The following is a 20,423-nucleotide window of genomic DNA, read 5'->3' as shown; positions in this document are numbered from 1 at the left end:
AGTTGACTGGACGTTCCTGTACATGACCTGGGGCGATCGCCCAACCGGGCACGAACGGGTCAGCGGGCCGCCACGTCCAGCACGAGCTGCGGTGCGAAACCGATCACGATGGCGAGTGCGGTGGCCACCCCGAGCGCCAGCGCCACCGTCCGGGCCGGCCGGCCCGGGGCCGCCGCGCCGGCCCGCGGCGCCGCGTACAGCGTCGCGGCCACCCGCAGGTAGTAGGCCAGGCCGATCACCGCGTTCAACGCCACCACCAGAGCCAGCCAGCCCGCGTGCCCGGCCAGCAACGACCGCACCACGGTCACCTTGGCGAACAGACCGGCCAGGCCCGGCGGAAGCCCGGCCAGCCCGATCAGCGCCAGCGCGAACGCGCCGCCCACCCACGGGTGCCGCCGGGCCGCGCCGCGCAGGTCGGCGAGCGTGCCCCCGTCGCCGTCCGCCGGGCGCAACGCCACCACCGCGGCGAACGCCGCCAACTCCAGCAACACGAAGAACACCGCGTACGCGACCGCGGCGGCGTACGCCTGCGCCCGCGCGTCGGCGGTGCGGCCCGCCGCCAGCGCCAGCACACCCAGCGGGGCCAGGATGTAGCCCGCCTGGGCCACCGACGACCAGGCCAGCAGCCGCACGGTACGCCGCTGGCGCAGCGCCACCAGGTTGCCGACGGTCATGGTCAGCGCGGCGAGCAACGCCAGCACCGGGCCGGTCACCTCCCCCGGCAACGCCCGCTGCACCACCGCCAGCAGCGCCACCACGCCACCGAACTTCGAGGCGGTCGACAGGTACGCGGCCACCGGCAGCGGCGCGCCGTCGTAGGTGGCCGGAGCCCAGGCGTGGAACGGCACCGCGGCGACCTTGAACGCCAGCCCGGCCACCACGAGCGCCACCGCGACCGTGGTCAGCGGCAGGTCCAGCAGGTCCGCCCGGTCGGCCAGGGTGGCGCCGAGCCGCTCCAGGTGCAGGGTGCCGGTGACCGCGTACAGCAACGCCGCGCCGAGCAGGGTCACCGTGGTCGCGACCACGCTGACCACGAAGAACGTCACCGCCGCCTCGGCGCCGGCCAGGCTGCCCCGGCGCAGCCCGACCAGCACGTACAGCGGCAGCGTCAGCGTCTCCAACGCCACGATCAGGGTGATCAGGTCGCCGGCCGCGCCAAGCACCACGCCGCCGGTCATCGCGCAGGCGAGCAGGAAGCAGTACTCGCCGACCGGGATGCGCCCGGCCCGCAGCACCGGCCCGGACACCGCCAGCACACCCAACGTGAGCAGGGCGATCACCGCCCCGACCAGGGCGGCCCGGCCGTCGAACACCCAGGAACAGTCCGCGCCGACGCAGAACGTGCGCCGGCTGCCGGCGGCGCCGACAAGCGCCGAGCCGAGCGCGGTGCCGGCCGCGCCGACCGCCGCCGTCGCGACGGTGACGGCGGGCCGCGCGACCAGCAGGTCGACCAGGAGCACCAGGACGGCGGTGCCGGCGGCCAGGTACGCCGGCAGCATCGCCACGTTGTCGACGCTCTGCACCAGGCTCATGGCAGGACCCCCAGCAGCGCCTCCACCGGGCCGGAGGCGTAGGACAGGACCAAGGCCGGGGCCACCCCGACGGCCAGCGCGAGCAGCACCAGCGGCGCCCACGCGGTCACCTCCACCGCGGCCAGACCCGGCGTGAGCCGGGCCACGGCCGGGCTGGGCCGGCCGTGGGTGACCCGGCGCAGCAACCGCAGGAGGTACGCGGCGGTGAGCGCGCCGCCCAACGCGGCGAGCACGGCGAGCGTCAGCCAGAGCGGGCCGCCCCGCTGCACGGCCGCCACCACGGCGAACGCCTCACCCCAGAAGCCGGCCAGGCCGGGCAGGCCCAGCGAGGCGACCGCCGCGAACCCGAGCAGGCCGGCCAGCCGGGGCGCGGTCTCCCGCAGCCCGGACAGCTCCGCCAGCGAACCGGTGTGCGCGCGGTCCTTGATCGCCCCGGCCAGGAAGAACAGCAGGCCGGTGATCACCCCGTGGGCGATGTTGCCGATCAGGGCGGCCTGCAGCCCGGTGGCGGTGAGCGTGGCCACCCCGAGCAGCACGAATCCCATGTGCCCGACGCTGGAGTAGGCGATCAGCCGCTTCAGGTCGCTCTGCGCCAGGCAGACCAGGCCGCCGATGCCGATGGCGGCGACGGCGAGCACGCCGAGCGCCGGCGACGCCCAGCGGGCACCCTCCGGCGCGACGCCCACGGCCACCCGGATCAGCCCGTACGTGCCCATCTTGAGCAGCACCCCGGCGAGGATCACGCTGCCCACGGTGGGCGCCTGGGTGTGCGCGTCGGGCAGCCAGGAGTGCAGCGGCCAGAGCGGGCTCTTCACCGCGAACGCCAACGCCAACAGCGTGAACGCGGCGAGCTGGGTGCCCCGGGACAGGCCGGCGCCGCCGGTCAGCGCGACCAGGTCGGCGGTGCCCGCGGCGGACACCACCACGTAGACGCCGACCAGCAGCAGCACCGAACCGAACAGCGTGTAGAGCGCGAACTTGCGGGCCGCCCGCCGCCGGTCCTCGCCGCCCCAGCCGGCGATCACCGCGTACATGGGCAGCAGCACGACCTCGAAGAAGAGGAAGAACAGCACCAGGTCCAGCGCCAGGAACGTGCCGAGGATGCCCACCTCGACCACCAGCAGCAACGCCACAAGCGCCCGCCCGCTGCCCCCGCCGGCCGGCACCCGCCACAGCGTGTACCCGCAACAGAGCAGCGTGAGCAACGCGGTCAGCACCACCAGCGGCCAGGAGATGCCGTCCACCCCGAGGTGGAACCGCAGGTCCAGGCCGGGCACCCAGGACACGTCGAGCTGGTGCCACGGTTGCACCGCCGGGCGTGGACCGTACCCGAACCAGCCGTGCTCGCCGCCGACCAGCGGCAACGTGGCCAGCAGCGTCAGCGCGGCGGCGGCGGTGCCGACCAGCCGGCCGGCCCGCTCCCCCGGCACGGCGGCCGTCGCCAACGCGCCCAGCGCCGGCAGCGCGACCACGGCCACCAACAGGACCTGCCCGAACGTCATGAGGTGACTCCGATCAGGGCGACGGCCAGGCCGATCAGCAGCGCACCGGCCAACACCCCGGCCGTCGCGCGTGGCAGCGCCGCCCGGTGCAGCTCGGCCAACCCGCCACCCACCTCCACCGCGGCGCGGCCGGTGCCCTCCACCAGCCCGTCCACGCCCAGCTCGTCGCCGGTACGCACGGCCCGCGCCAACGCGCCGGTCGGGCGTACGACGAGGGCGTGCTGGACGTCGTCGAGCCGGAACGCCCGGGCGAACACCGGCCGCAGCGGACCCAGGAAGCGGGCCGGGTCGGCGGCCGGGTCGCGGCGCCAGCCGGCCCACGCGACGCCGGCACCGACCAGCAGCAGCAGGAACGGCAGGATCAGGTTCGGCGCGAGGTGGACCAGTTCGACCGCCTCGCCGGTGGCGTCCCCGGGCACCCGCAGGCGGTCGGCGAACCAGGGCGCGAACGCGGCCAGCCCGAGCAGGGCGGCCGGGATCGCGAGCAGCAGCACCGGCAGGCGCAGCAGCGCGGGCGGGTCGTGCGGCCGCAGCAACGGCGTGCGGGTCGCGCCGAGGAAGGTGCGCAGCAGCAGCCGGGTCGCGTACCACGCGGTGACCGCGACGCCGAGCAGCCCGGCCAGCCACACCAGCCAGCCCACCCACGGCGCGGTCGGCCCGGCGCCGTCGAGCGCGGCGGCCTCGGCGGCGGCGAGCACCCCGTCCTTGCTCCAGAAACCGGACAGCGGCGGTACGCCGGCCAGCGCGCCGAGACCGACCACCATGCACCAGAACGTCACCGGCATGGCGGTGCGCAGCCCACCCATCCGGGACATCAGCGTGGTGCCGACGGCGTGGATCACCGCGCCGGCGGCGAGGAACAGCAGCGCCTTGAACGCGGCGTGGGTGAGCAGGTGGAACAGCGCGGCGGCGGGCGCGCCGACCGCGAGCGCGCCGGTCATGTAGCCGATCTGGGAGACCGTCGACCAGGCGAGCACCCGCTTGATGTCGTCCTGCGCGGTGGCCGCGAACGCGCCGAGCAGCATAGTCACCGCGGCCATCACCCCGAGCACGGCGAGCGCGGCCGGGGCCCGCTCGAACAGCGGGAACAGCCGGGCCACCGCGTACACCCCGGCGGCGACCATGGTGGCGGCGTGGATCAGCGCGGAGACCGGCGTGGGGCCGGCCATCGCATCGGGCAGCCAGGTGTGCAGCGGGAACTGGGCGCTCTTGCCGGCCACCCCGCCGAGCAGCAGCAGGCAGGCGGCCGTCAGCGTGCCCGTGGACCAGTCGTGCGCCAACACGTCCGCGATCCGGAAACTGCCCGCGCCCACGCCGAGCAGCGCGATACCGAGCAGGAACCCGACGTCACCCACCCGGGTGACCAGGAACGCCTTCACCGCGGCGCCGGGCGCCTCGGGCAGCCGCCGGTCGTGGGCGATGAGCAGGTAGGAGCAGATGCCCATCACCTCCCAGCCGACCAGCAGCATGATCAGGTCACCGGACACCACCACCGTGAGCATCGCGGCGGTGAACAGGCTCAACTGCGCCGCGTACGGCGGGTAGCGGTGGTCCACGTCCACGTCGTCGTGCGGGCCGCGACGGAGGTAGCCGACCGAGTAGACCTGCACGGCAAGCGCCACGGTGGACACGGCGGTGGCGACCAGCACCGCCACGCCGTCCAGCCGCAGGCCCAGCGTGACCCGCAGCCCGCCCATCTCGACCCAGGTGGTGGACGCCTCCACCGGCGCGTCCACCCGGGTCAGCAACACCAGCGCGGACAGCCACGCCACAGTCGCCCCGGCCACCCCCAGGCCGACCGCCAGCCGGCGGGCCGACGCCTCGCCACGCCGGTCGTCACCCGGGGCCGGCGGCAGCAGCAGGCCGAGCAGGCCGGCGAGCAGGGGCGCGCCCGGCAGCGCCGCCGCGAGCCACAGCGTGGACGTGGTCATCGCGCGTCCTCCGTCCCGGCCGGCGCCTCGGCGAGCGGGACGTCGTCGACGGTGACGCTGGCGCGCAGCCGGTAGAGCTGGAGCACGATGGCCAGCCCGACACCGATCTCGGCGGCGGCGAGCACGATCACGAACAGGGCGAACACCTGACCCGAGTGCGGCAGCACGGCCCGGACCGTGGTGTCGGCGGTGACCAGCACCAGGTTCACCGCGTTGAGCATCAACTCCACCGCCATCAGCACCAGCACGGCGTTGCGGCGGCGCAGCACGCCGTACACGCCGAGGCCGAACAGCAGCGCGGCGGTGACGTACGGGATGACCGGCCTCACCGGCGACCGCCCTCGGCGACCGGCTCAGGGCCGGCCGTGGCGTCGGGTCCGGCGGCGTCGGGCCGGGCGCCACCGGCCCGGCTGCCGATGTCCGGACGGGACAGCACGATCGCGCCGACGAGCGCGGCGAGCAGCAGCACCGACAGCACCTCGAACGGCAGCACCCAGGAGCGGAACAACTGCTCGCCGAGGCGCTCGGCGGTGCCCGGGGCGGGCAGGTCCACCCGCGACCAGCGGAACGCGTCCACAAGCAGCACGGCCAGGCCGAGACCGCTGCCCGCGCCGACGAGCGCGGCCGGCCAGCCGGGCCGGTCCAGGTCGTCGGAGGGGCCGATCGGGGCGCGGGTCAGCATCACCGCGAACAACAGCAGCACCACCACCGCGCCCACGTAGATCAGCACCTGCACCCAGGCCACCAACTCGGCGGTGAGCACCAGGTAGTCGCCGGCGAGCGCGCCCAGGCACACCACCAGCCACAGCCCGGCCCGCACCAGGTGCCGGGTGGCCACCACAAGCGCACCCGCGCCGACCGCCACCGCGCCGAGGGCCAGCAGCAGCACGTCCGCACCGGTCATGAGACGGCGCCCGGGCCCGGGTCGGCGGCGTCGGGGCGAAGCCGGGCGGGTGCCGGCCGGGCGGCCGGACCGGCCGCCTTACGGGCGGCGGTGGTCTCCTCCTTCGAGGGGTCGCCGAGGGGGTCGTGGGCCGGCGGCGGCGGCACGGTGGCCATCCACTCACCCAGGTGGCCCTTGTCGTGCAGCAGATCCTTGATGTCGTACTCGGCGTACTCGAACTCCGGCGACCAGTAGAGGGCGTCGAACGGGCAGACCTCGATGCAGATGCCGCAGTACATGCAGAGCGAGAAGTCGATGTCGAACTTGTCGAGCACGTTGCGCTGGCGGGGGCGGGCGGCGCCGGGCACCGCCACCTCCTCCTTGTGCGAGTCGATGTAGATGCACCAGTCCGGGCACTCGCGCGCGCAGAGCATGCAGACCGTGCAGTTCTCCTCCAGCAACGCGATCACGCCGCGGGACCGGGGCGGCAACTCGGGCGCGACGTCCGGGTACTGCTGGGTGGTCGAGCGGCGGGTCATCGTCTTCAACGTGACCGCCAAGCCCTTCACCAGCCCGCTGCCGGGCACTCCACCGTGCTCGCTCATGCCGCCCATCCTGCCCTGTAACCCGGGCGCGCGCGACCACCCCCCGCAAGCTGCCACCGGCGACCGGCGCCCGGCCGGATCACGCCCCGTCCGGAGCCAGCGGGGGCAGCATCTCCACGCCGAGTTGCTGGAGCACCTGGAACAGCTCGTTGACGCTCCACACGTCCGCGATCCGCCCGGCCTCGTCGAACCGCAGGAACGTCGCCCCGGAATAGCTGACCACCCGGCCCGTCGGCGGCACCGGCCCGAACGGGCCGGCCTGGGTGCCGGCGGCCCGCCAGCGCACCGCCACCCGCGCCCCGGACTCCACCACCTCGACGATCTTGTAACGCAGGTCGGGGAACGACGCCCGCCGGTCCCGGTGCCAGGCCAGCACCGCGTCCGGCCCCGCGCCGCCCAACCCCGGACAGTCCGGGGCCACCAGCTCGTACGTGCTCTCCTCGCGGCCGGCGTTCCACACGTCGGCGATGAAGCGTCGGGCCGCCGCCTCCAGATCGGTCACGGCCGGCAGCCTATGCCCGTAAGTGGCCCGCTCGGCCTGCCGGGCGGCCCGGCAGCGACCATGATGGGAACCAGAACCGACCTCGGAGGTGGGCGTGGGCGTCAACGACGACGAGATCCTCGAACGGACCGGCGGGAAGTACGTGGAACCGGGTGGCGAGTTCACCCGGGACCAGCGGTACATCGCCACCCGGATCACCGCCGAGGGGCGGGACGGCTGGCCGGTGGAGCCGGGCCGCTACCGGCTCGCGGTCAGCCGGGCCTGCCCCTGGGCGAACCGCCTGATCATCGTCCGCCGGCTGCTCGGGCTGGAGGACGTCATCTCGCTGGCCGTGGCCGGCCCCACCCACGACAAGCGGAGCTGGTCGTTCGACCTGGACCCGGACGGCAAGGACCCGGTGCTCGGCATCGAACGGCTCGCCGACGCCTACTTCGCCCGCTTCCCCGGCTACGAGCGCGGCATCACCGTGCCGGCGCTCGTCGACGTGCCCAGCGGGCAGGTGGTGACCAACGACTACGCGCAGATGAGCCTGGACCTGTCGACCGAGTGGACCGGACACCACCGGCCGGGCGCGCCGGACCTGTACCCGGAGCCGCTGCGCGGCGAGATCGACGAGGTCAACGAGGTGGTCTTCGCCGACGTGAACAACGGCGTCTACCGGGCCGGCTTCGCCGGCAGCCAGAAGGCGTACGACCGGGCGTACCACCGGCTGTTCGACCGGCTGGACTGGTTGTCGGACCGGCTGGCCGGGCAGCGGTACCTGGTCGGTGACACGATCACCGAGGCGGACGTGCGGCTGTTCACCACGCTGGTGCGCTTCGACCCGGTCTACCACGGGCACTTCAAGTGCAACCGGCAGAAGCTCAGCGAGATGCCGGTGCTGTGGGCGTACGCCCGGGACCTGTTCACCACCCCGGGCTTCGGGGACACGGTCGACTTCGTCCACATCAAGAGCCACTACTACGAGGTGCACCGGGACATCAACCCGACCGGGATCGTGCCGGCCGGCCCCGACCTGGCGAACTGGCTCACCCCGCACGGCCGGGAGGAACTCGGCGGTCGCCCGTTCGGCGACGGCACCCCGCCCCCACCACCCCCGCCCGGGGAGCGGGTCGACCCGGCCCACACCCCCCTGCGCTGACCCCCTCCCGCCCCGCCCTTTCCCGCCTCGCCCCGCCCGTCCTCGTCCCCGGGGAGGGGCGCCGGGGAGGGGCGGGGTCAGAGGGCGAGGCGGACGGCGGCGGTGAGGACCAGCTGGGCCAGGGCCAGGGGGACGAGCACCAGCCAGCAGAGGCGCTGGAGCTGGTCCTCGCGCAGCCGCGGATAGCTCACCCGCAGCCAGATGATCACGAAGGCGACCGCGAACACCTTCAGCAGCGTCCACAGCCAGCCGAGCTGCGCGTCCGCGAACGGGCCCTGCCAGCCGCCAAGGAACAGCACGGTGGTCAGCGCCGCGATCACCACGATCCCGACGTACTCGGCGAGCAGGAAGAACGCGAAACGCAGACCGGTGTACTCGGTCATGTAGCCGAACACCAGCTCCGAGTCGGCCACCGGCATGTCGAACGGCGGGCGGCGGATCTCGGCCAGCCCCGCCACGAAGAAGATGACCATCGCCGGGGCCTGCCACAGCAGCCACCAGGGCTGCCACGCCTCCACGATGCCGGGCAGGCTCAGCGTGCCGGCCGCCATCGCCACCGAGGCGGCGGCCAGCACCAGCGGCAGCTCGTACCCGAGCAGTTGGGCCGCACCGCGCAGCCCGCCGAGCAGGCTGTACTTGTTGGCCGACGCCCACGCCGACATGAGCACCGCCAGCACCCCGACGCCCACCACGGCGAGCACGAAGAACAGGCCGATGTCCAGCGGCTGGGCCACCAGGTCACCCGGCCCGAGCGGGATGACCAGCAGCACCAGCAGGTATGGCACCAGGGCCACCGCCGGCGCCAGCCGGAACACCGGCCGGTCCGCGTCGCGCGGGGTGACGTCCTCCTTCTGCACGAACTTGACCCCGTCGGCCACCAGCTGCGCCCAGCCGTGGAAGCCACCCGCGTACATCGGGCCCAGCCGGCCCTGCATGTGCGCCATCACCTTGTGCTCGGCCTGGCCGACGATCAGCGGCAGGGTGAGGAACGCGACGAGCACGCCGGCCACCCGCAGGACCAGCTCCAACCAGTCCGGCATCAGCTCTCCCCCGCCGCGTCGGGACCCGGCTCCGCCCGGGGCGCACCGGTCGGGCGCTCACCCGGCGCCGGGCGGGCCGGACGCTCCCGGGCCGGCCGGGCCGGCGTACCCCCGCGCGGGCCCTCACCCGCACCGGCCGCGCCGGCCGGCGTGGGCGTCGTGCCCCACTCGCCCGGAGCCGGTACGCCCGGCGGGCGGATCGGCCGACGACCGCCACCGGCCTCCGACTCGCCCGGCTCCTTCGCGCCGGGCCACGGCTTGGCGACCCGGGAGGCCAGGACGAACTCCTTGCGCAGCGGATGCCCCTCGAACTCCGGCGGCAGCAGCAACGGCTGCAGGTCGCCGTGGCCACGGAAGTCGATACCGAACATCTCGTGGGTCTCCCGCTCGTGCCAGGCGGCGCCGGGGAACACGTCGACCACCGACGCGACGACCGGCTCGGCCCGGGGCACCCGGGTGCGCAGCAGCAACCCGTGCCGGCGCCGGACCGACCACAGGTGCGCCACCACGTCGAAGCCGTCGGCCATCTCGTCCACCGCGGAGAGCCAGTCCAGGAAATCCAACCCCAACTCGGCGTCGTCGCGCACCGCGCGCACCGCATCCGCCCAGCTCGTCGGGGGTACGTCGACGGTGGCGCGGGCGTACGCCTGACCGCCGGAGACCGACACGGCGGCCTCGACGGGCGCGAGCAGCGCGACCACCCGCCGGCCGACCTCTTCCGGAGTCATGCGCTGATCCTATGGCCGACGGGTGCGGACCGGGACGGGCCGCCCACGCCCCGGATCGTCGCTTTGCCGGGCGGACGGCGGGAACGCGCGGAAAGATGAGGTCCGTGCGAGCTGTGACTGTGGTCCCCGGTGTCCCGAACTCGCTGCGACTCCTCGACGACTGGCCCGAGCCGCCGCCCGAGGAGGGCCCCATCCTGGTCGAGGCGCTGGCCGTCGGCGTCTGCGGCACCGACCAGGAGATCATCTCTGGTGGGTACGGCGAGGCGCCGCCAGGCCAGGAACGGCTGGTGCTCGGCCACGAGTCCCTGGGCCGGGTGCTGGAGGACCCGACCGGCACGCTGCAGCCCGGTGACCTGGTGGCCGGCGTGGTCCGCAACCCCGACCCGGTGCCCTGCGCGAACTGCGCGGTGGACCAGTGGGACATGTGCCGCAACGGGCGGTACACCGAGCACGGCATCAAGGGGCTGCCCGGGTTCGCCCGGGACCGCTGGCGGTTGTCGCCCAAGTTCGCCGTCCGGCTGGACCCGGCCCTCGGCTCGGTGGGCATGCTGCTGGAACCGGCGAGCGTGGTGGCGAAGGCGTGGGACCACATCGAGCGGATCGGCCGGCGGGCCGAGTGGGAGCCGAAAACCGTGCTGGTCACCGGCGCCGGACCGATCGGCCTGCTGGCGGCGCTGCTGGCCAGCCAGCGCGGACTGTCCGTGCACGTGCTGGACCGCGCCCCCGGGGGCGCGAAGCCGGACCTGGTCCGGGCGCTCGGTGCGACGTACCACGCCTGCGCGGTGCACGAGCTGGACCTGTCACCGGACGTGGTCATCGAGTGCACCGGCGCGCCCACGGTGGTGCTGGAAGCGATGGGCAAGGCCGGGCCGAGCGGCATCGTCTGCCTGACCGGCGTGTCCAGCGGCGGCCGGCGGATCACCTTCGACGCCGGGGCGCTCAACCGGGAACTGGTGCTGGAGAACAACGTGGTGTTCGGCTCGGTCAACGCCGGCCGACGGCACTGGGACCTGGCCGCCGAGGCGCTCGCCCGGGCCGACCAGTCCTGGCTCACGTCGCTGATCACCCGCCGGGTGCCGGTGGCGGCCTACCGGGAGGCGTACACCCCCACCGGCCACGACATCAAGGTGGTGCTGGACTTCGCGCAGTGAGGTGCGGGCCGCCCTCAGATGCCCGGCAACCGGCCGTTGCGGAACAGGTCCACGAACAGCTGGTGGTCCTCGCGGGCGCGGATCCCGTACCGGTGCCCGAAGTCGACCAGGTAGTCGACGAACGCCTCCGGGTCGGCGTCCACGACCGCGACGATCGCCTCCTCGGTGGAGTAGTCGACCAGGTCGTGACTGGACTCGTCGTCGGCCACCGAGTGCATCCGGGCCACCGCCCGGCCCAGGTCGGCGAGCACGCCGGTCAGGTCCTCCGGCTCGTTCACGTCTGCCCAGTCGAGGTCCGCCGCGTACGGGGAGACCTCCGCGACGAGCTGGCCGACGCCGTCCAGCTCGGTGAAACCCAGCCACGGGTCGGCATGCGCCTGCAACGCGCGCTGCGACTCCGCGGTGCGGTGGCCCTGGTGCCGGAAGTACGACCGGACCCGCTCGTCGTCGACGTACCGGGCCACCGCCGGCACCTGGGCCTGCTTCATGTAGATGACGACGTCGTTCTCCAACGCCTGGGTGTGCCCCTCCAGCAGGAGGTTGTACGACGGCAGCCCGGCCGACCCGATGCCGACGCCCTTGCGCAGCACCACGTCCTTGATGCCGGTGGCCACCGGGCGCATCCGGGTGGTCGAGTGCGGCAGTGTGTGCAGGTAGTCGGCGAACGCGGCGCAGACCTTCTCCCGGGTCGCCGTGTCGATCTCGTACACGCCCTCGCCGAGGGAGAAGCGCCGCTCGTAGTTGTCGACCGTGGTCTGCGCGGCGAGCAGGTCCACCCGGGTGTTCAGCCGGGCCTGCTGGAGCACCCGGCGCAGCACGCCGTCGGCGTTGTCAAGCGTGATCGAGCCGATCGCGTCGTCCCCACCGGCCGCGATGGCCCGCAGCTCGGCCAGGTACGACCGGGCGAAGCCGGTCACCAGGTCACCGATCACCCGGTCGGAGAGCGCCTTGGCGTAGCCGAGCAGCGCCACGCTCGCGGCGAGGCGTTTCAGGTCCCAGGTGAACGGCCCGACGTACGCCTCGTCGAAGTCGTTGACGTTGAACACGAGCTGCCCGGAGGCGTTCATGTAGGTGCCGAAGTTCTCCGCGTGCAGGTCGCCGTGGATCCACACCCGGCTGGTCCGCTCGTCGAGGAACCGGTCGCTGCGGAACCCGCCGCGCTGGTCGGCGTAGAACAGCGCGGCGCTGCCCCGGTAGAACGCGAACGGTGAGGCGGCCATCTTGCGGAACTTGCGGCGGAACGCCGCCGGGTCGATCGCCATGGACGCGCCGAACTCCTCGGTCAGCACGTCGATGATGAAGGCGGCACGCGTCTCCGCGGAGTCGGTCATGTCCGCAGGCTAGCCCGGCGCCGCCACCGCCCGGCCCCGCCACCGCGTGGCCCCGCCGTCGGTGGCTCAGCCGGCCGGCGGCCGCACCGGAGGTGCGGTCAGCGCTTCGACCGGCCGCGCGACGGTGTCCGCCGGGGAGGCGAGCGGATCCGGCCGGGGCACCCCGCCGACGCCGGACTCCTCCGCGGCGATCTTCTCCTGGAGGCGGAGGATGCCGTGCAGCAGCGCCTCCGGGCGGGGCGGGCAACCGGGTACGTAGACGTCCACCGGGATGAGCTGGTCGACGCCCTTGGTCACCGAGTAGGAGTCCCAGTACGGGCCGCCGCAGTTGGAGCAGGCACCGAACGAGATGACGTACTTCGGTTCGGGCATCTGGTCGTAGAGCCGCTTGATCGCCGGGGCCATCTTGTCGGTGACCGTGCCGCTGACCACCATGAGGTCGGCCTGTCGAGGGCCGTGGGCGAACGGGATCACGCCCAACCGCATGAAGTCGTGCCGGCCCATGCTGGTCGCGATGAACTCGATGGCACAGCAGGCCAGGCCGAAGTTGAACACCCAGAGCGAGTAGCGGCGGCCCCAGTTGAGGACGAACCGGATCGGCTCGCCGAGCACGGCCGGCACCTGCACCTGGTCCTCCTTCTGCTGTCCCCGAGACGACAGTCAACCACAGCACCCGATCCGGCAACCTCTGCAACCGGCGGCGACGTCAGGGCGTGTGACTGTCGTGACCGCCTCGGCGGCATACATACGGGGAGGACCACATGATGGTGACGAGGGAGCCGAGGCTCGATGACCCGCCACCAGAGAAGGCGCTCGGGCGCGATGTCGTCGACTTCGACGGGTTCTACCAGGCACACTTCCGGTCGCTGACGCTCCAGCTCGCCGCGTACAGCGGCGACCTGTCACAGGCGCAGGATCTGGTGCAGGAGGCGTTCTGCCGGGCGTTCGCGCGCTGGTCACGGGTATCCCGGTACGACGACCCCCTGGCTTGGGTACGTCGGGTGGCATGGAATCTGGCGACCAGCCGGTGGCGGCGGCTACGGACGGCCCAGACATGGCTGCATCGGCAGCGTGAGGAGCACGTACCGGGTCCCGGCCCGGATCGGGTGGCTCTGACAGCGGCGCTGTCCCAGCTGCCCTCCACCCAGCGCCGCGCCGTGGTGTTGCACTACCTGGCCGATCTGAGCGTCGGGCAGATCGCGGAGCAGGAGGGTGTGCCGGAGGGCACGGTCAAGTCCTGGCTGCACCGAGGACGCGCATCGCTGGCAGCACAGCTCACCATCAGGAGCGAGGCGAACCATGACTGAGCCCGAGGACAACCTGGTCAACGGCGAGTTCGCCGGGTTCCGCGAGTCGTACGCCCCGTGGGTGCAACCGGCCGGGACAGCTGCGGTCCGGCGCACGGTCCAGTACCGCCGTCGGCGGACCGCGGTGGCCACCGCGGCGGCCGTGGTGCTCGCCGTGGCGATCCCCGTGGGCGCGAACGCCGGCCTGCAACGGCGGTCCGGGCCGCCTCCCGCTCCCGCTCCCGCCCAGACCGTCGACCCGAGCCCGTCCGAAACCCCGTCGCCTCCACCGCCGACCCCGACCACGATCCCGAGCACGGGCAGCCCGGACCCGGCCGTGCCGGACGGGCGGATCACCCCATCCCAACTGACCGCCGTCCGGCTCGATCTTCCGGCCTGGGCCCCCGGCGCGGCCTGCAAGGCAGGGCTGGCCCGGATCACCACCACGGCCGGGAACGAGGGCGACGTGCAACTGGTGGGCCTCACCCACGGCGACCTGGACGGTGACGGCACCGTCGAGACGGTCGCCCTACTTCGCTGCCAGGGCGCCCAGCAGGGCCCGTCGCAGGTGGTGGCACTCGACCGGAGTCCCGACGGCCGGACCGTCGTCCTCGGTCAGGTCGTGCGGTCCGCGAAGACGACACCGCAGTGGCTGCTGGACGTGCAGGTCACCGACGGGGGGACGGTCCGCGTGGAAGTGGCGGACCGCGCGCCCGGAGCAGGCTGGTCGCTGGACTGGTCGCAGCGTCAGTGGCGCGGCTATCGGTGGAGCGGGGCGCGTTTCGCGCAGGTCGACGGTCCCACCTCGTTCGGCCCGAACCCGCACCTGGCCGACCTGACCGTGTCGGCCGGAAACGTGGTGTGGAGCGCACCCGAAGCCGACGGCTCACGCACCGGGACGATGAGCGTGACGGTGCGCAACCTGAGCGCGGTTCCGGCCGCCCTGGTGCAGGTGCACCTGCGGATGCAGGTGGGGACGGTCGCGGGCGGCGGCGATTGGTCGGCCTGCCGGGACGGCGCACCGCCGAAGGGACCGCTCACCTGCCGGTTCGGCCCGCTCGGTCCCGGCGCGAAACGGACCTTCCAGTTCGTCCTGCGCAACACCAACAGCGCCAGCGGCACCGGCACCGCCGAGGTGTCGCCGGTCGGTACCGACGCCGAGCCGCTGATGGACCCGAACCACGAGAACGACGAGGACCGCTACACGTACCGCTGAGCCGGAGCAAGATCCGGCTCTGTCAGGCAGGCGACAACAAGCATCGCAACCAACCGTCCTATGTGGACGTGTTACCGACGTTGGGCAGCCGGAGGCACCTTCCGGCAAACGGGAATCACAGGAGGAACCAGCATGACCACAACTACGGCCCGGATCGCCACCGCACTGCTCGGTGGAGCCGCCGCACTGCTCACCCTGGTCGCACCGGCCACCGCCGCGCCGAGCGCCCCGGCCGGCCGCGTCGACGTCACCGCCCAGCGACTCGTCCTCAACCCGACCGACCGTGGTTATGTCGGGACGCTCACCGCCACCGTCACCAACCGGCGGTCGACCGCGACGTCGGTGGACCTGGTCGTCACCGAGCCGGCGGGAGCGTCGTTCGTCTCCGTGGAGCCAGGCGGCGGCTGCCTCTACCAGCGGCTGGTGGAGAACCGGCTGGTCATCAGGTGCACCGGCGACCAGGTCGAGGCGGGGCAGAGCCTCGCCCTGCGTCTGGGCTTCCGCGTCTGGACCACCACCCGCGCCTATCCCATGATCGCCAGTGGCGGGCGGGTCGAGGTCGTCCCGGCGGGCGCCACCACGGCCGACGACGCCGCCCGCTTCACCACCCTCTTCCGGTCCACGACCGGCAGCCTGCGCGATCCGCGGCCGTACGTGCAGGCCACCGAGACCGACCTCAGCATCCGGGGCGGCGCGGTGACGCTCAGCCCGCAGCCGGACGGCACCCTGCTCGGCCGGATGCCGGTCACCGTTCGCTACGGCAACGACGCGCCGACCTTCTCCCTCAACGTCAGGGCCGCCCTGCCCGCCGAGGTGCAGGTCCACCACGTCGAGCCAGAGGACATGCCGAGCTTCCCGACCGGGTTCTCGGTGCCGGGCGGCCGATTCATGCCGGGCGAGGAGCGGACCTTTGACGTCTTCCTCAGCGCGCCCGCCGGCACGGCTACCGGCGACCTGGGCACCGGTACCTTCACGGTGTCCGGAAGCTACTTCTGGGGCGCGGACCCGCAGGACGTCAACCCGGTGGACAACGTCACCTCCTTCGCGGTGACCGCGGTCGACGCGAGCTGACATCCCCGGCACGAGGGCCCGGAACCTTCTGGTTCCGGGCCCTCGCCGTGTTCACCAGGTGGGGCGCTGGAGCAGCCCGACGAACTCGGCGAGCAGCCGCTCCCGCAGCCGCGCCGGAGCGGCGTCGAGCAGCGTGTTGACCACCGCCATCCGGCCCGGGGCACCGATCCCGCCGGTCAGGCCGAGCCCGTCGGCCAACCCGGCCACCAGCTCCGGGGTGAGCGCCTGCGGGGTGAGACCGCCGGCCAGTGCCAGCAGCTCCGGCCCAAGGGCGACCGGACCGGCGGCGCGGGCCGCGGCGACCGCCTCGGCCAGCGCCGGGCCGAACTCTGCCACCCGCGGCGCCACCGCCGCGGTCACCGTCAGGTGCACGCTGGCCGGCAGGTCGGCGTACCGGAGTTGGGGTTGGGTGTGCCAGCCGCGCGCGGTCAGCTCGTCGACGAGCACGAACAGGTCCAGGCCGGGGTCGTCGGCGGTGAAGCAGACCACTGTGGTCTCCGGTTCGGCCATCAGCCGCAGCCCGCCGGTGGCCCGCACCGCGTCGGCCAGCCCGGCGACCGCCTCCCGGGTCGCGGCGGCCAGCCGCAGATAGCCGTCCTCGCCGAGGTGACGCAGCGTGGCGTACGCGGCGGCGATCGGCCCACCGGAGCGGGTGGAGGCGATCACCGGGTTGACCATGGTGTAGCCGGGCCAGTCGGCGTACGCGAAGTACTGCGGGGCGCGCAACGCCGGATCGCGGTGCAGCAGCACCGAGACGCCCTTCGGCGCGTACGCGTACTTGTGCAGGTCCACCGAGATCGAGGTGACCCCGGGCACGGCGAAGTCGAACGGCGGCACCGCCGCGCCGAGCCGGCGCAGCCAGGGCAGCGCCCAGCCGCCGAAGCAGGCGTCCACGTGACAGCGCACCCCGGCGGCCTGCGCGACGGCGGCGATCTCCGCCACCGGGTCGACCACCCCGTGGGCGTACGACGGCGCGGACGCCACCACCAGCACGGTCTCCGGGCCGATCGCGGCGGCCGTCGCGGCCACGTCCGGCCGCAGCGTCACCGGGTCGACCGGCACCGTGTCCAGCGTGACCCGCAGGTAGTGCGCCGCCTTCGCGAACGCGGCGTGCGCGCTGGCCGGCGCCACGATCCGCGGCGCACTCAGGTTGGGGTGCGCGTCCCGGGCGGCCTTGACGGCGAGCAGCAGCGACTCGGTGCCGCCGCCGGTGACGCTGCCGACGACGTCCGGCGCGTGCGTGCCGGGGCCGCCCCCGAGCAGCCGGGCGGCGGCCCCGACGAGCGCGTTCTCCATCGCCAGCAGCGACGGGAACGCGGTCGGGTCCAGCCCGTTGACGTGTGCGCTCTGCGCGTACGCGGCGTGCGCCAACTCGTCCAGCCCGGCCACGCCCGGGTCGTAGACGTAGGCGAACAGCCGCCCGCCGTGCGTCGGCCGGTCGGCCGCGCGCAGCGCCCTGATCTCGTCGAGCACGTCCGCCGCGGGTATCCCCCGCGCGGGCAGCGCGCCCGCGCCTGCCGTGTCGGTCATCGGGTGTTCCTCTCGTGACGGTTTCCGGGGCGTCGGGGCGTTCACGCCCGCGCGACAGGTGCGGTGGCGCCGGGTGCCGTGGCGTCGGGTGCCGTGGCGTCGGGTGCCGTGGCGTCGGGCGCGGTGGCCAACTGGGCCGGGGTCAGGGTGTAGCCGCGCAGCAGCACCACCGGGGCGGCGACAAGCAGGGCCGGCAGCACGGTGAACCCGAGCAGCACGCCGAGCCGGGCGGTGTCGGACTGGGCGGCGGCGACCCCTGTGGACGAGGAGACATAGCCGCAGAGCTGGAGCACCAGCCCGTAGATGCCCGGCCCCAGCGCCAGCCCGAACGTCTCGCCCGCGGTCCACAGGCCGGTGAAGACCCCGGCCTGCCGCCGCCCGGTGCGCGCGGTGTCGTACGCGATGCAGTCGGGCAGCATGGCCAGCGCGAAGACCTGCTGGCCGGCGTACCCGACGCCGATCACCGCGACCACCGCGTACGCCCCGGCGGCCGGCAGCGCGGGCGCGGCGACCAGGGTGAGCGCGCCGGCCGCGAAGATCAGCGACGCGACGGCAAGCGACGCCCGCTTGCCCAGCCGGGCACCGGCCCGGGACCACAGCGGCATGACCAGCAGCGCGGGCGCGACGAAACAGGCGAACAGCAGCGTGGGGCCGCTGTCCGGTTCGCGCAGCACCTGGTCGGCGAAGTACTTCACGCCGGCCAGCACGGTGGCCACCCCGGCGGACTGGATCACGAAGCAGATGAGCAGCGCCCGGAACGGCCGGTTGCGGGTGGCGACCGCGAGCTGGGCGCGCAGGCTCGGCTCGCTCTCCCCCACCGTCCCGGCCGGCGCGGACCGGGTGCCGAGGAACACGCCGACGGTGCCGACCACGATCAGCGCGGCGACGAACAGGCCCATCCACCGGTGGCCCGGCACGCCGTCCCCGCCGGCGGTCACCACCGCCGGGGCCACCGCGCCGGAGACCAGGATGGCCAGCGCCAGCACCGCGATCCGCCAGGTCATCAGGCGGGTACGCTCCGCCGGGTCGGCGGTCAACTCGGCGGGCATGGCCACGTACGGCACCTGGAAGAACGCGAACGCGGTGGCGGTGGCCAGGAACGCGAACGCCACGTATCCGGCGGCGGCCGGGCCGGTCGCGAACGGGGCGGCGAAGATCGCGGCGAACAGCACGGCCAGGGCCAGTCCGCCGCCCAGCAGGTACGGCCGGCGGGCGCCCCAACGCGACCGGGTCCGATCGGAGATCCGCCCGGCGACCGGGTTGACCAGCACGTCCCACGCCTTCGGCAGGAGCACCAGCAACGCGGCCAGCCCGGCGGCCACGCCCAGCGTGTCGGTGAGGTACGGCAGCAGCAGCAACCCGGGCACGGTGCCGAACGCGCCGGTGACCAGGGACCCGGAGGCGTACCCGAGGTGCACCCGGCGGGGCAGACCCGAAGCCGTCATGGCGCCGAATGTTACTCACGTATGACCGGCGTCACATCCCCTCCTCCGGCGACCAGGCGGCCGCCGCCAGGTCCACCCGGTCCCCGCGCAACGGGCACCCCTCGGCGAGCAGTCGCTCCCGGGCCCGGCGCTCGTGCCCCGGCGGGAGCCGGCCGGCCGCGTTCACCACCCGGTGCCACGGCACCCCGCCCCCGTGCCGCGCCATGATCGAACCGACAAGTCGTGGCGATGCCCGCCCCGACCGGTCGGCGAGCGCGTCGGCGACCGCCCCGTACGACATCACCCGCCCGGGCGGAATCCGCTCGACAAGCGCCAGAACCGCCTCGACGTACTCGTCCGGTGTCACGAGCTGCCACGATATGGGAACGCGCCGCGGCGCGGCGGACCACGGCGCGCAGAATGGTCGGGTGCGTGAAGCAGTCACCTCGGCCCGCCGGATCGTCGTCAAGATCGGTTCGTCCTCGCTGACCACTGCGACGGGCGGCCTGGACGACGCCCGGGTCGACGCGCTCGTCGACGCGCTCGGCGAGCTGGTCACCGCCGGGCGCGAGGTGGTGCTGGTCTCCTCCGGGGCGATCGCCGCCGGCCTCGCCCCGCTGCGACTGACCCGGCGCCCCCGCGACCTGGCCACCCAGCAGGCCGCCGCCAGCGTCGGCCAGGGCCTGCTGATCGGGCGGTACGCGGCCGCGTTCGCCCGGCACGGGCGCACCGTCGGGCAGGTGCTGCTCACCGTCGACGACGTGACCCGCCGGGCGCACTACCGCAACGCGTACCGGACGCTGCGCAAACTGCTCGACCTGCACGCCGTGCCGATCGTCAACGAGAACGACACGGTGGCCACCGAGGAGATCCGGTTCGGCGACAACGACCGCCTCGCCGCGCTGGTCGCCGCGCTCGTCGACGCCGACCTGCTGGTGCTGCTCTCCGACGTCGACGCGCTCTGGACCGGCGACCCCGCCCGCCCCGGCAGCACCCGCATCGCCGAGGTGCACGGCGAGGGCGATCTGGCCGGCGTGGACGTCGGCGGGGCCGGGCGGGCCGGGGTGGGCACCGGCGGCATGGTGACGAAGGTCGAGGCGGCGCGCATCGCCACCGGGTTCGGCATCCCGGTGGTGCTCACCGCCGCGCCGCTGGCCGGGTCGGCGCTCGCCGGCGAGCCGGTCGGCACGTACTTCCACCCGAGCAGCCGCCGCCCGGCCGCGCGCCTGTTCTGGCTGGCGCACGCCACCGCCCCCCGCGGCCGGCTGCACCTGGACCCCGGGGCGGTGCAGGCCGTGGTCGGCCGCCGCAAGTCGCTGCTGCCGGCCGGCATCACTGCCGTGGACGGCGCGTTCACCGCCGGCGACCCGGTGGATCTGGTGGACACCGCCGGGGCGCCGGTGGCCCGCGGGCTGGTCAACTACGACGCGGTGGAACTGCCCGGCCTGCTCGGCCGGTCCACCTCCGAACTCGCCGCGGCGCTCGGCCCGGCGTACGAACGAGAGGTCGTGCACCGCGACGACCTCGTCCTGCTGTGAACCCACCTCCGA

At 74.0% G+C, this 20,423-nt stretch carries 20 protein-coding genes; 6 read left to right on the top strand and 14 right to left on the bottom strand.

The genetic code is table 11. The features are described from left to right. Window positions 1-59: 59 nt before the first annotated feature. The 7 genes from ACLQ2X_RS08625 to ACLQ2X_RS08595 all read right to left on the bottom strand — a co-directional run bounded on the left by ACLQ2X_RS08625 (window position 60) and on the right by ACLQ2X_RS08595 (window position 6,955). Window positions 60-1,532: an NADH-quinone oxidoreductase subunit N gene (locus ACLQ2X_RS08625; RefSeq protein ID WP_425680453.1), complete on the bottom strand. Its 1,473-nt coding sequence runs from the start codon at window positions 1,530-1,532 to the stop codon at window positions 60-62. Continuing rightward, window positions 1,529-3,034 (bottom strand): complex I subunit 4 family protein, encoded by a 1,506-nt coding sequence (locus ACLQ2X_RS08620; protein WP_425680452.1) that lies wholly within the window; start codon window positions 3,032-3,034, stop codon window positions 1,529-1,531. The genes ACLQ2X_RS08625 and ACLQ2X_RS08620 overlap by 4 nt, the downstream gene beginning before the upstream one ends. Continuing rightward, entirely contained in the window at window positions 3,031-4,965 is a 1,935-nt protein-coding gene (locus ACLQ2X_RS08615) for an NADH-quinone oxidoreductase subunit L (RefSeq protein WP_425680451.1), read from the bottom strand. Before ACLQ2X_RS08615 ends, ACLQ2X_RS08620 begins: the two co-directional genes overlap by 4 nt. After that, a complete protein-coding gene (nuoK, locus tag ACLQ2X_RS08610; RefSeq protein ID WP_425680450.1) occupies window positions 4,962-5,294 on the bottom strand; it encodes an NADH-quinone oxidoreductase subunit NuoK in 333 nt (110 codons plus the stop codon). The genes ACLQ2X_RS08615 and nuoK overlap by 4 nt, the downstream gene beginning before the upstream one ends. Next, entirely contained in the window at window positions 5,291-5,869 is a 579-nt protein-coding gene (locus ACLQ2X_RS08605; RefSeq protein WP_425680449.1) for an NADH-quinone oxidoreductase subunit J family protein, read from the bottom strand. Before ACLQ2X_RS08605 ends, nuoK begins: the two co-directional genes overlap by 4 nt. Beyond that, entirely contained in the window at window positions 5,866-6,453 is a 588-nt protein-coding gene (locus tag ACLQ2X_RS08600; protein WP_425680448.1) for a NuoI/complex I 23 kDa subunit family protein, read from the bottom strand. The genes ACLQ2X_RS08605 and ACLQ2X_RS08600 overlap by 4 nt, the downstream gene beginning before the upstream one ends. 79 nt (window positions 6,454-6,532) lie before the next feature. Further along, on the bottom strand, window positions 6,533-6,955 hold the full coding sequence (locus ACLQ2X_RS08595; RefSeq protein WP_425680447.1) for an ester cyclase: 423 nt from the start codon (window positions 6,953-6,955) through the stop codon (window positions 6,533-6,535). Between the two features lie 88 nt (window positions 6,956-7,043). Here ACLQ2X_RS08595 and ACLQ2X_RS08590 point away from each other — a divergent pair, with 88 nt between their 5' ends. Then, window positions 7,044-8,096 (top strand): glutathione S-transferase family protein, encoded by a 1,053-nt coding sequence (locus ACLQ2X_RS08590; protein WP_425680446.1) that lies wholly within the window; start codon window positions 7,044-7,046, stop codon window positions 8,094-8,096. Between the two features lie 77 nt (window positions 8,097-8,173). Here the strand turns inward: ACLQ2X_RS08590 and nuoH are convergent, their stop codons facing one another. Together nuoH and ACLQ2X_RS08580 are read right to left on the bottom strand one after the other, a co-directional pair. After that, window positions 8,174-9,136, bottom strand: coding sequence for an NADH-quinone oxidoreductase subunit NuoH (nuoH, locus tag ACLQ2X_RS08585; protein WP_425680445.1), 963 nt, complete (start codon window positions 9,134-9,136; stop codon window positions 8,174-8,176). Then, complete coding sequence (locus tag ACLQ2X_RS08580; RefSeq protein WP_425680444.1) at window positions 9,136-9,864, bottom strand: NADH-quinone oxidoreductase subunit C; 729 nt, start codon at window positions 9,862-9,864, stop codon at window positions 9,136-9,138. Before ACLQ2X_RS08580 ends, nuoH begins: the two co-directional genes overlap by 1 nt. Window positions 9,865-9,968: 104 nt before the next feature. Here ACLQ2X_RS08580 and ACLQ2X_RS08575 point away from each other — a divergent pair, with 104 nt between their 5' ends. Then, window positions 9,969-11,015, top strand: coding sequence for a glucose 1-dehydrogenase (locus ACLQ2X_RS08575; RefSeq protein ID WP_425680443.1), 1,047 nt, complete (start codon window positions 9,969-9,971; stop codon window positions 11,013-11,015). 14 nt (window positions 11,016-11,029) lie between these two features. Here the strand turns inward: ACLQ2X_RS08575 and ACLQ2X_RS08570 are convergent, their stop codons facing one another. After that, window positions 11,030-12,346 (bottom strand): DUF2252 domain-containing protein, encoded by a 1,317-nt coding sequence (locus ACLQ2X_RS08570; RefSeq protein WP_425680442.1) that lies wholly within the window; start codon window positions 12,344-12,346, stop codon window positions 11,030-11,032. A gap of 66 nt (window positions 12,347-12,412) precedes the next feature. Beyond that, window positions 12,413-12,973: an NADH-quinone oxidoreductase subunit B gene (locus ACLQ2X_RS08565; RefSeq protein ID WP_425680441.1), complete on the bottom strand. Its 561-nt coding sequence runs from the start codon at window positions 12,971-12,973 to the stop codon at window positions 12,413-12,415. A gap of 134 nt (window positions 12,974-13,107) precedes the next feature. Between ACLQ2X_RS08565 and ACLQ2X_RS08560 the strand changes: the two genes are divergently transcribed. From ACLQ2X_RS08560 to ACLQ2X_RS08550, 3 genes are all read left to right on the top strand, one after another. Then, window positions 13,108-13,653 carry a SigE family RNA polymerase sigma factor gene (locus ACLQ2X_RS08560; RefSeq protein WP_425680440.1) on the top strand — a complete coding sequence of 182 codons (546 nt, stop codon included), beginning with the start codon at window positions 13,108-13,110 and terminating at the stop codon, window positions 13,651-13,653. Continuing rightward, window positions 13,646-14,848, top strand: a complete 1,203-nt coding sequence (locus tag ACLQ2X_RS08555) for a hypothetical protein (protein ID WP_425680439.1) — start codon at window positions 13,646-13,648, stop codon at window positions 14,846-14,848. Before ACLQ2X_RS08560 ends, ACLQ2X_RS08555 begins: the two co-directional genes overlap by 8 nt. Before the next feature lie 132 nt (window positions 14,849-14,980). Then, the gene (locus tag ACLQ2X_RS08550; RefSeq protein ID WP_425680438.1) at window positions 14,981-15,919 is read left to right on the top strand and encodes a hypothetical protein; all 939 of its coding nucleotides are present in this window, start codon (window positions 14,981-14,983) and stop codon (window positions 15,917-15,919) included. A gap of 51 nt (window positions 15,920-15,970) precedes the next feature. Here the strand turns inward: ACLQ2X_RS08550 and ACLQ2X_RS08545 are convergent, their stop codons facing one another. Genes ACLQ2X_RS08545 through ACLQ2X_RS08535 form a run of 3 tightly spaced genes read right to left on the bottom strand, consistent with a single transcriptional unit; the run spans window position 15,971 to window position 19,240 of the window. Then, a complete protein-coding gene (locus ACLQ2X_RS08545) occupies window positions 15,971-17,449 on the bottom strand; it encodes a pyridoxal phosphate-dependent decarboxylase family protein (RefSeq protein ID WP_425680437.1) in 1,479 nt (492 codons plus the stop codon). Window positions 17,450-17,490: 41 nt separating this feature from the next. Further along, window positions 17,491-18,894 (bottom strand): MFS transporter, encoded by a 1,404-nt coding sequence (locus ACLQ2X_RS08540; RefSeq protein ID WP_425680436.1) that lies wholly within the window; start codon window positions 18,892-18,894, stop codon window positions 17,491-17,493. A gap of 31 nt (window positions 18,895-18,925) precedes the next feature. Further along, on the bottom strand, window positions 18,926-19,240 hold the full coding sequence (locus ACLQ2X_RS08535; protein ID WP_425680435.1) for an MGMT family protein: 315 nt from the start codon (window positions 19,238-19,240) through the stop codon (window positions 18,926-18,928). A gap of 13 nt (window positions 19,241-19,253) precedes the next feature. Here ACLQ2X_RS08535 and proB point away from each other — a divergent pair, with 13 nt between their 5' ends. Beyond that, window positions 19,254-20,411: a glutamate 5-kinase gene (gene proB / locus ACLQ2X_RS08530; RefSeq protein ID WP_425680434.1), complete on the top strand. Its 1,158-nt coding sequence runs from the start codon at window positions 19,254-19,256 to the stop codon at window positions 20,409-20,411. Window positions 20,412-20,423: the final 12 nt, after the last annotated feature.

This window comes from Micromonospora sp. DT31 (genome assembly GCF_049841795.1).
Taxonomy (GTDB): domain Bacteria; phylum Actinomycetota; class Actinomycetes; order Mycobacteriales; family Micromonosporaceae; genus Micromonospora.
The sequence above is the reverse complement of the archived record's forward strand: the minus strand, read 5'-3'. Positions and strand labels throughout refer to the sequence as shown.